The organism is Dolichospermum lemmermannii CS-548 (genome assembly GCF_028330815.1).
Taxonomy (GTDB): Bacteria; Cyanobacteriota; Cyanobacteriia; order Cyanobacteriales; family Nostocaceae; genus Dolichospermum; species Dolichospermum lemmermannii.
In genome coordinates, this window is record NZ_JAQMTJ010000036.1 from 1 (window position 1) to 10,713 (window position 10,713).

Here is a 10,713-nt window from a genome sequence, read left to right on the forward strand (position 1 = left end):
CCTTAGTCCCCCCTTGTAAAGGGGGGAAACAATAAAAATCCAGTTCCCTCCCCTTTACAAGGGGAGGGTTAGGGTGGGGTAAAAAATATTTGATACATCAACCATAACTTTTCAAACACCCTCTAAGGAGCAAAGGCGCAAAGGAAGAAGAGGAAGAAGAGGAAGAAGAGGAAGAAGAGTTATTCGGTGAACATTTCAGCTAGGATATCTAGAACTGTTTTTTGTTCTTCTGCACTAATTTGATCTAAAAGTTTGACTAATCGAGTTTTATCTATTGTGCGAATTTGGTCTAGGACTATTTGTCCATTTTGTCCTTGAAATTGACAGGTTACTCTTGTGGGGTATGGTTGCCCTTTTGTTGTCATTGGTGCAACTATGACGGTGGCAATATGATGGTTTATTTCGTTTGGTGAAATTACTAAACAGGGGCGTGTTTTTTGAATTTCACTCCCAATGGTAGGATCAAGATTAATTAGGAAAACATCAAATCTGTTGACTACCATTGCCATTCATCTTTATCCCATTCTGTTGTTTTGATATCATCTAATAGGACATCATCTTTTTTTTCTGCCATTTCTATAAATGCTTTTTCCCAACCTTTTCTGACTTGTTCAACTGGGCGAATAATCAGATGATTTCCGTGAACTTCTATTTCTACTTCTGAGTTAATTCCGCTTTGTTCTAATAGGGTTTTGGGAATGCGTAAACCTTGGGAATTGCCGATTTTGACTATTCGGGTTTTGATTGCTGTACCCATTTTGTTTTTTGGGAAGAGGATAGTATCTATATTGTAGTTACAAATAGGTAAATGGTCAAGTAGAGGAAGATATATTTATTTAGTCCTATTACGAGGAGATATGTAAACAGGTATTTGAGTATAATGAAGTAATGAATAACTAACGTCATTCTATAATGAGTAAATTTGTGAGTTCGATTAATTTACAATTATCACCTGATTCTTTAAGTCAGGGTGAGTCGGCTATTCGTCAGGATTTAGCTTTACAGTTATATGCACAGAATATTTTTACTTTTGGTCAAGCGCGACGTTTGGCTAATTTACCTGTTTGGGAATTTCAGCAGCTTTTAGGAGAAAGGAAAATTGAACGACATTATACGGAAGTTGATTTATTGGAAGATGTCAAGACTATTCAAGAAGGTTTTTAATAATTGTGACTGTTATTTGTAATGCTACACCTCTAATTAACTTTGCTGCTATCAATCGTCTAGATATTTTAAAGGAGGTGTTTGGACAAGTTATAATTCCTCAAGCTGTTTATGATGAAACAACAGTTTCAGGATTTTTGTGGTCACAATTTATTTTACAAGCTGTTGCTTCTGAATGGCTACAAGTTCGCACTGTCTCAAATATAGACCCTATTATTTCCCCAGAACTAGATGATGGAGAACGAGAAGCTATTGCTTTAGCTCTTGAAACGGGTATACATAAAATTCTGTTAGATGAACGAGATGCTCGTAAAGTAGCTCAAAGTATAGAATTACGATTAATTGGTACTCTTGGTATTCTTTTATTAGCTAAGGAGAAACATATTATTGCTGAAATCAAACCGTTACTTGATGCGATGATTGATGTGGCTCAATATTGGGTAAATCAGAATCTGTATGAACAAGTTTTAAGGCAAGCAGGAGAATTATGAAAATGCAGTGAAAATAATCACTACTAATCTTCTAGGATTGTTAGAAGTTACTTCAAGTCCAAGACATTAATTTCATGCGAGGAAAAAATTATAAACTTATGCTATCCTTTTTGATATTTTTTATAAGTGCTTCAGCATAAGTAGAATTTTTTATACTGACACCATGAATAAAGAAGACGAGCATAGTAAAAGCAGCTTATGAAATATTATTAAAACATAATACTGTAAATTTCTTGACATAAGATAATTTAGATTATAGAAAATTGTTATAATATGATTGCGGTCAAGAGGTCTGACTTTTTAGATAGTGGTAGCAAGGTCTACCCTTGACTGACTTTGATTTTCCAATAACATAGTATTTAACAATGCTAGGAAAAAATGTTATGACTACATCTATTGCTGACCAAGTTATTGAACAATTAAAAATAATGCCTCAAGACTTGCAATATCAAGTCCTAGAATTTGCCCGCAATTTAACAAGTTCAAAAATCAAAGGTGTTCCTGGTAAACAATTACTGCGTTTTGCCGGTTCAATACCCAAAGAAGACTTACAGCTAATGAGTGAAGCAATAGAACAATTACAAGATAGAAAATAATCCACTTTGGAAAAATATATGCCAAAAATTACCCTAGAAGTATCAGAAGAACTATCTCAACAAATAGCGCAAATAGGCAATGAACGCCTACCAGAACTACTGGCTTTGAGTCTTCAACAACCAGCAATACCAACACAAATTTACCAATATATCCTTAATTTTCTTGCCAGTAACCCCACTCCTCAACAAATTGCTGAATTTAAACCCACACCGGAAATGCAAGACAGGTTACGTACTTTACTAGCACGTAATAAAGCAGGTGATATTAACCCCAGAGAGTTAAAAGAACTGGATGAGTATGAACGTATTGAACACTTAATTGTGATGATTAAAGCTGGTAATTTATCTTATTTGACTAGTAAACTGTGAGTACATCCTACATTCCGGCTGCACTTCGCCGCTTAGTAGAAGAACGGGCAAACTATAAATGTGAATATTGCTTATTACCCGCAGGAATTGCCTTCTTTTCCCATGAAATTGACCACGTTATAGCTGAAAAGCATGGTGGTGAAACAAATGCTGATAATCTAGCTCTCACCTGTTGGCGTTGTAACCGCTATAAAGGTAGTGATTTAGGTTCATTCGACCCAAAAACGGGAGATTTTAGCTTTTTATTCAACCCCCGTCTTCAAGCATGGGCTTTTCATTTTACCTTTTCAGAACTGCTTCTGGTTGGTTTAACTGCTGAAGGACGTACAACAGTCAAGTTGTTACAAATAAATAATGAAGAAAGACTAGCTGAAAGAGGGTTGTAATGATTTTCAATTATTCTCTTACCTTAAAGTCCGAAATATCACCCTTCCCGGATACTCTTGCTGATTAATTTTGGTATAGACTCGCAAACAAGTTAATACTTCACCTGGATTACCACCACAGTCTAATTGCAAGTCATCTTTAGAAAATTCACAAACATCACCATACAGTCCTGATAACTGTTTGAGTCGGACTTCATTACCTGCTTTCATAGCTTTATCAACGGTTTTTCTGAGAAGACGACGAGATTCTTTTTGTAATTTTCCCCACCAAGAATAACGTTCAGCCGGGGGGATGAATACTAAGGAATGAATGGCTTCATCCATGTCAATCCAGGCACATAAATTTAAAATAGCATCAGTATTTTCCTCGGATTTTTGCAGGCGGTGAAAGCGATCGCTTAATGTGTCAATATATTGATGACGTTGTTCTAATTTAGAATGTAAAGAAACTACATCAAAGCTAAAAACACTTTTTAAAGCATGATGTAATTCTGTATCTATCTCAATAAACTTAATATATAAAAGTAAAAATCCGGCAATTAAATGTAAATTTTCAGAAAGATGAGTTTGGGCAATTTCTGAATTTACAAAAGCTGTTTGAGATAAACATAATCCTTTTGCCTTAACTGTACCACTTAACCCTGGATAAATAATTTCATCACGGACAAATGGTAATTCCTCCAGATTTATATGATCTACAACTGCACCTACTTCTTGCGCTAATTCTAAAGCCTTATGTCGCCAAAATGTAGCTACATCTTCAGGAACTCGCAACAGTTTTCTATGAATTTCATTCCATATTTCCGCATCAATTTGGCTTTGAATACAAGAATTACCAAGATAAGATTTTAATTCTGAATCATCATTAAAAGCATCTTTTAATTTTATTAACTGAGGTTGTTTTAGATCCCCAACTTCTTCAATAAGTCGGGGATCTAATAATTGATGAAGTTCTTGGAGAATTTCTTCTGATAGCTGAAATCCGGTATCAAGTGGATATTCTTGATTTGCTTTGGTTAAAGTTGCGGCTAATCCATATAAATTAAACCGTAATATTTTGGCTAATTCTGAGTTTTTTGTATTTAGTAGTTTATGTAAATTCTGCATAATTTTGTCAGGATGAAAATAAAAAGTAGGTTGGGTTAAGCGACAGCGCAACCCAACAAAAGTCCATAAAATTATTGATAATGTTGGGTTTCCTTACGTCAACCCAACCTACGGAATTAAAGCTAATGAATACCGCAAAAAGGATCGCGTTCTTTATCAACTTCGTTAGGTTGTAATTCCAATTCTGCGCGATAAACACATCCTTCTTGTTCTAGACATTCTTGATTATTAGATGTCCAATAAGGAACTGCCCCAGCGTGCATTCTTAATATGCCTGTATTATCAAGAGTCACATGATATTGACAAGGATAATCTGTGATAATATCCGGTCTGCTGAGTGTGCCAATCCGTAACCATTTTTTGGTATTTGTATCACTATCAGTTTGATAAATATAGAAGGTGTGTTGACCACTTTGGGGAAATGATGGCAAAGGTTTACTGATTAATCCTGTTCCTGGTTGTTTGACACCATCTTGTAAATAATGAAATGTTTCCATTGATTTACTTTCATTATTATCAACTGCAAATACTAAATGATAAGCATGAGGTTGATCAACTGTGGCAGATTCTAAGACATTAACAGCAATATCACCATCATTTAAGTTGTGTTGATGGTTTTCTATGGCGATATTCCATTTTAAATTGCCATCAGTAAATAAGGTATTTTCAGTAGATTTAGATATGACTGAATTAATATCAATGCCAACCACATCTATTAAATAATGGGGATTACCTCGGCATAGTAAAACGCTAAATTGTAAAGCTTGGTCAATCTCAAATTGGACTTTGATTTTTTTGAGAAATTCCTGTTCTTCCATACCCAATTTATCCATCAATATTTTACCGTCGAAACTACCCCACAGGCGAAAAGTGCCATTTTCATAATCTTGACGATGGATAATATTTGTTAATTGGATGCCCTGCCAAGGTGTCCGCACTTTAGCAACAGTGTCCCAAGGTGCAAGTTGATATAGTTCTTGTCCAGCATTAAAAATGGCTAATGGTTCGTTACTTTGGGTTTTGCGTTTGAAGTTACAAGGAAGATAATAAAACAGGTTTTTGACATCAATTTCTAGTTGATTTGCACCTTTACGTAACAGATTTTTAGATTCTTCTGGATCAAATCGAAAGCGACGCAATTTTTCGGCATAACAAGCACCTGCGGAAGTGGCAATTTTGGTAAATTCTAAAACAAAAGTAATTCGTTCGGGATTCCAAACAAAATAAGGCGATTTACTAAATTCTTCGTAAATTTGTTGTTGAACAAGATTAAAGTTACAAGTTTTTCCAGACAGAATTAACCAATCTACTTTTTGATTTGTTTCTGAATTAAGACGGCTTTCCATTAAGCCTTTTGCAATACCAATAGCTTCTTTAATTGAAGAAGTTGCTGCCCGTTCAAATTGCTGATGATCTAAAGTTAGAGAAATAGATTCAGAACTTCTAACTTGAAATTTAATCGCACTTTGGGCAAGAAGTTCACCAATTTGTTGTTCATTTAAAGTGAAGGTTAATAAAGAACCATCTGCGGGTGGTTTTTGCCCTAATTTGAGTTTAGCAGCTTCAGCATGATCCCACAATGTGTAAAAAGTTTGTAGGCGTTGGGTGGCTTGTTGCCAACGAGTTGGTAAGACTTTTTCCGCTGTATCTAGGGCATCTTTAAAAGCAACGTCACCTTCGGGATTTTCTTTATCTATACATTTTAATAAACTACCAGTTTTAAATTTTCCATCTTCTAAAAAACGGTCATTTAATTCAGAGTTAATTAAGTCTTCTAATTTATCGCTTTCAATGTCACCTGTGGTAACTGCGGTCAGCAGAAAATCAGAAATTGCAACTTTTAACAAACGGAAAATTCGTAAAGTAATTAATTCACCACCTAATTGTAAATGTCCCGAAGAACCTAATAATTTGGGAGTAAGTTTATAGTAACGTCCTCCTAAACCTCTATCTTCATGATCTGCAAAGAAGGGAGTTTTATCTTCTAGAGTAAGTTCAATTAAAGCTAAGTCTGTTGTCCCCCCACCAATATCTAAAACCAGGACATTTTGTGACCATTTATTCCCATTTTGACGACAGCGAGTTTTAAAAGATTCAATCCCAATATTCAGATTTCCGCCAAATTCTCGCCACAGGAAAAAGATAGCTACAGAAACAGCTTCGTCATAGGCTGTTTGCACATCATCAATGCCTAATTCCTGGACTAATTGCTTAATTTCTTTGCGAACTACGGGAGGGGCAACGGTGGGATAGGTAACAACTGCTGTTAAAAAATCGCCTTCTGAAAATCTCCGTCTAGCCCGTTGCCGATAGTCTTCTGTTAGTTCAATTAATTGCGCCCAAGCTGCTTGAATGAGGCGATTAACTTGAATATTTTCTTCATCTTCTTCTAAGATAATTGGGAAAGATCGATCTTGTCCAAAATAGCGTTTAGGTGAATGATGAAATCTACTAATAATTTCTTTAACTGAAACAGTTGTTCCTTGGGCTATGGCTTTTTTTCTATTATCTCTTGCGTCTCTACCCATGCGTAGTTTTAAGGGAATTAATTGCGATACTTCCATTTCACTGGGAATTTCTGTACTGCGTCGGTCAATATCTAAAACTACGGGAATTAAATTTTGTGATTCTAATGTGGGAACGCGGAAAACTTCGTGATATATAGCATAAAGTTTCTTGCTAACAGCCCGCCGAAATCTATCACTTGTTCCTAAACATAATTCAATTTGGCGAATTGCTTCTAAAAATAATTCTTTGTTATCACTTTCAAAAATTTCACTTAATTGATCTGATTCTATTGCTAAGTTTTTGCTAATATCAACTAGAAATTTTTCCCACTCACTACTACTAACATCTGGTAAGGCTAAATCTGGGGAGGAATTGAACCATTCCGCCATGCGTTCTCTTAATCTCAGTTCTTGTTCTCTGGGTAAAACTTCGGCAATGGGGACTTCTATGGGGTCAAAAAGTGTCACTGTGGAGTTGGAAGTACCAAAATCTAACGCTAACCAACCAGGAAATCTTTTTCTTTGTTTTTCGTTGAGTTTTTCACTGAGTTGTTGACTTAAATTATTCAAATAGTGATCAAATTGTGAAGTATTCATGGGTAGATGATTTTTTGTAGATGAACTTGATGATTTTTGTAAATTGGGTATAAACCAAAGATCACATTCAGCACATACATGATTAGATATGGACAAATTTGGTTTTCCCACAGCGTCAGAATCAAAATATTCGACAATCACCTTTAAGGTACAATCAACTATTGTGATTAAAGGTGCATCTAACTGACAGGGATCTTGTCCTAATTGAGAAATATTATAAATTTGTTTGGGTGTGGCTGTGTGAAATTGTCTATAACTTTTTTGAATTTGTGCTGCTAATTCATTTGGTGTACCTCTAACTATGCAGGTAATTCGAGAAATGTACGGTATGTTGCTTTTAATAGGGACAATTTGGATGGTGGGTAGATGCAACTGTGTGTTTTCTTTCACACCTAATTTAAAGCTAGGTAGAAGCTGAATTTCCACAGGCATTTTTGATGTTCCTTTTTTGTTTGTTAATATTTCATTGATAGTGCATTTCCCTAAATTTATCTGATAACTAAAGGTTTACTCTTTTCTTAATAGAAGAATATGGATTAAATGAACCACGAAGAAGCGAAGAACACGAAGGAAGAAGGAAGAAGGAAGAAGGAAGAAGGAAGAAGGAAGAAGAATGAAGAATAAAAGTAGTACCAATTAAATGCAGGTAAATAATTCTTCTTCATTAATTGTGGCAATATCGGTTAAGATTTCTAGCCAAGCTGGAATGGCTAATTCGGTTTGTGAATCTCTTGCAGCAATATATCTTAGTAGTGCTTCTTTTTTTGCCAGGTTTTGCAAGCTGGGAATAATTTGATCTAAAATTCCATTGATTTCTATATTTACTTGCTGATTACTTTCACTCACATATTGCACGAGGTGAAGACTAGCACTAGCGGTAATTTCATCTCGCAGTCGTAAGACGAAAAGTTGATGATTTGCGCTTCTTGATGGGTTTTGATTTCTCTCTGGTGACCAATCAAAAATTTGTCCTACACTGTGTTTTTCATCTTGTCTGGCTAGGGGAAAAATACTTTCTGGTTTGATACTTTGATCATGGTTATTGATTTCGGCAATAATGGCTTCTTTCCATTGACGAGGATCAGATCCTAGTAGGAGTTTATAAAATAAATCTGCTTCTTCAAGTCCAAATTTTGATTCAATTTCTTGTTCCATTTCTGGGATAAGAATGGTTTGCAGTTTTTCCCGTTCTAAGGTAATTTGATGTGCCAATGAGCTTAATAAGTCTACCACAGCTTGATGAATGCGATCGCTTGCAAAATTTTCCAGTTCTTTCACTGTTTTTTCAAAAGCCGGATAAAAGTCATCACTCTTGGTTGCTATGGAGGTATTGACTCGATTTCCTCTATCAAATAATTTCCCCGCTGCACCTTTAAATTCCGCTAAGGTAATTGTGCCATTTTGAATTTTATTAAATAATAATGTCCACTGACTCCAATTCAAAATTTTCAAAGTTAGTTCATCTTTAATGACATCACTAACTACAATTCCTCTTCTATCTTTAAGTTGTTCTTTACCTAAATCTTTCTGAAAGTTTCTGTAGGTTCTATCTAAACTTTCTATGGCTGATCTTAATTCTAGTAAAGCTGGAGTATCAACTGTGGGTATGCCTTGTTCATGGATTTCGGCAATAATTTCTTTGAGATATTCTTGTTGTTGACGAATCACATCAGCAGCCCGACGGGTATCTTCATACAATTGCTTTAAACCATGATTAGCAACATGAGTTTGAATCAATTCTCTTAATTTACTAATCCCACCATCTTGAGCAAAATAACCTAATTGTTTACCTAACTGACTCCTCCCATCTGCTGCTAATAAAGCTTCACTTAAATCACCCCATTTCTGTTGTAATTTTTTCGGTCTTTCCAGATAATCAGGATAATCTAAATTGGCAAGAAATTCCTCAGAACCTGCTTTAATTTGACTAGAACGTTTGGCAAATTCAGACAATCCTAATAGTGGCGATAATAAGACAATTCTATCTTTTTGAGAAGTAAATGCTTCCGCCCCATCAATAATGGTTTTGAGAACTTTCAATTTTTGGAAAACTGCATTTGTTTGTAACGGTTGAGAATCAGATTGATTAGCAATTAATAAATCTAGTTCCCTTTCTCCTCCTTCACTTTCTAAAGGCAGTTGATCAAAACGTCCCACACCGACAAGAATTAAATCCTTGAGGTCTTGTCCTGGACGCTGTTGCTGCATCATTGTGAAGATTTTATTGGCGCGATCGCTCCCCGGTGATTTACCATTAAGTAAGACTAAAATTGTCTGTACCTGTGCCAATTCTCGCAAGGATAAAAATGTATCTCTAGTTCCAGAATTAGCTGCACCCAAGCCGGGAAAATCTAAAAGGACAAATTCTTCTGCACCTGTAACATCCCAAATTTCTCGTGATATTTTCACATCAATATCAACACGACGAATTAAGGGAAAACTGGTTTGTAATAATTGCGTTCCTAACCTTTGTGGCGCATTTGGTAAGCGAACATTCGCTGCTGGTAAATCCTCAAATTTGAGAGATTGAATCGCCATAGGCATTTCTGCCAGTTGTAAACCTTCACGGGCTGTAATCCCATCAATTGGGTAAAGCCGACCGCATAAAGCCTCACCATAAGCCTGATAAGCCCGCAAAAATAACACTAACTCCCGCACCAAATAACGCAACTCTAAATTATTGGAACTTTTCCAAACTTCCTCACACCAAATACTGATATCCTTACCGGTTTTAATTTTAGCTACCTGTAAAGGTGTCACCCCAGCGGACGCAGCGCGACGGTTTGCTTCTTTGAGCATGAAGTGTAAGCACTCATTTACCCCTTCATGGGATAAATATTCTACCGTATAATTATTTGCTTGGGTAGTTGCAAAACCATCCTGGGGTTTAATATGAATAGCCGTGACATTACCGGTTGTCGGATTTTCGCTCACGGGTAAAGCGTCTGCGTAACCAATGAGACTTCCTAGCAGCAAACTTTTACCGCTGCTAAATTCCCCCATGATGCCAATTTTTACCGGTGAGTTGGCCAGTTCCACAGTTTTCTCTGCTGCCTCTCGCAGCCGCAGCAGACAATCATCAAGGCTAGTGGGAACCCAATCTTCCTCCTGGGAAGGGCGCTGGGGAACTGAGTCAATTTTGCGGAGGATAAATTCACCGTACTCTTTCAATCGTGCCAGCTTATCTGGTTCCATAGAGTAGTCTTTCGTTTGAGTTCATTTTCACAACTGGGTTATAACACAAAACCTCAAAACTATTCCTATGTGGTGCCACGAAAACAGGCAAGACGCAAGACGGAAGCGGGAATTTCTTTGTTCTTTGTTTTTCTAATCTTCATCTAAGTAGGTGAACACAATAAAACCAATCTGTGTAAAGAAAAGTAAAATCGCCCAAACCCTCTTCACTCTAGCCTCTTGCCTCTTGCCTCTAGCCTCTTGCCTCTTGCTTCTTGCTTCTTGCCTCTTGCCTCTTGCCTCTTGCTTCTTGCTTCTTGCC

The 10,713-nt window shown here is 36.3% G+C and carries 10 protein-coding genes; 5 read left to right on the plus strand and 5 right to left on the minus strand.

The genetic code is table 11. The features are described from left to right. Nucleotides 1-179: 179 nt before the first annotated feature. Nucleotides 180-503, minus strand: a complete 324-nt coding sequence (locus tag PN450_RS01855; protein WP_271835244.1) for a type II toxin-antitoxin system PemK/MazF family toxin — start codon at nt 501-503, stop codon at nt 180-182. After that, the gene (locus PN450_RS01860) at nt 497-757 is read right to left on the minus strand and encodes an AbrB/MazE/SpoVT family DNA-binding domain-containing protein (RefSeq protein ID WP_271835245.1); all 261 of its coding nucleotides are present in this window, start codon (nt 755-757) and stop codon (nt 497-499) included. The genes PN450_RS01855 and PN450_RS01860 overlap by 7 nt, the downstream gene beginning before the upstream one ends. 155 nt (nt 758-912) lie before the next feature. On the opposite strand from PN450_RS01860, the gene PN450_RS01865 reads away from it, so the two are divergent. The 5 genes from PN450_RS01865 (at nt 913) to PN450_RS01885 (ending at nt 3,006) form a co-directional block, all read left to right on the plus strand. Further along, complete coding sequence (locus tag PN450_RS01865) at nt 913-1,164, plus strand: UPF0175 family protein (RefSeq protein ID WP_271835246.1); 252 nt, start codon at nt 913-915, stop codon at nt 1,162-1,164. Between the two features lie 5 nt (nt 1,165-1,169). Continuing rightward, nucleotides 1,170-1,655, plus strand: coding sequence for a PIN domain-containing protein (locus PN450_RS01870; protein ID WP_271835247.1), 486 nt, complete (start codon nt 1,170-1,172; stop codon nt 1,653-1,655). A 383-nt stretch (nt 1,656-2,038) separates the two neighbouring features. Then, entirely contained in the window at nt 2,039-2,251 is a 213-nt protein-coding gene (locus tag PN450_RS01875) for a hypothetical protein (protein ID WP_271835248.1), read from the plus strand. Nucleotides 2,252-2,269: 18 nt separating this feature from the next. Then, nucleotides 2,270-2,620 carry a hypothetical protein gene (locus PN450_RS01880; RefSeq protein WP_271835249.1) on the plus strand — a complete coding sequence of 117 codons (351 nt, stop codon included), beginning with the start codon at nt 2,270-2,272 and terminating at the stop codon, nt 2,618-2,620. Further along, the gene (locus PN450_RS01885) at nt 2,617-3,006 is read left to right on the plus strand and encodes an HNH endonuclease (RefSeq protein ID WP_271835250.1); all 390 of its coding nucleotides are present in this window, start codon (nt 2,617-2,619) and stop codon (nt 3,004-3,006) included. Before PN450_RS01880 ends, PN450_RS01885 begins: the two co-directional genes overlap by 4 nt. An 18-nt stretch (nt 3,007-3,024) precedes the next feature. Here PN450_RS01885 and PN450_RS01890 read toward each other — a convergent pair whose 3' ends face one another. The 3 genes from PN450_RS01890 to PN450_RS01900 form a co-directional block, all read right to left on the minus strand. Beyond that, nucleotides 3,025-4,113, minus strand: a complete 1,089-nt coding sequence (locus PN450_RS01890) for a hypothetical protein (protein ID WP_271835251.1) — start codon at nt 4,111-4,113, stop codon at nt 3,025-3,027. Nucleotides 4,114-4,235: 122 nt separating this feature from the next. Further along, nucleotides 4,236-7,649, minus strand: coding sequence for an acetate and sugar kinases/Hsc70/actin family protein (locus tag PN450_RS01895; RefSeq protein WP_271822184.1), 3,414 nt, complete (start codon nt 7,647-7,649; stop codon nt 4,236-4,238). A 204-nt stretch (nt 7,650-7,853) separates the two neighbouring features. Then, complete coding sequence (locus PN450_RS01900) at nt 7,854-10,412, minus strand: dynamin family protein (protein WP_271835252.1); 2,559 nt, start codon at nt 10,410-10,412, stop codon at nt 7,854-7,856. Between the last annotated feature and the right edge of the window lie 301 nt (nt 10,413-10,713).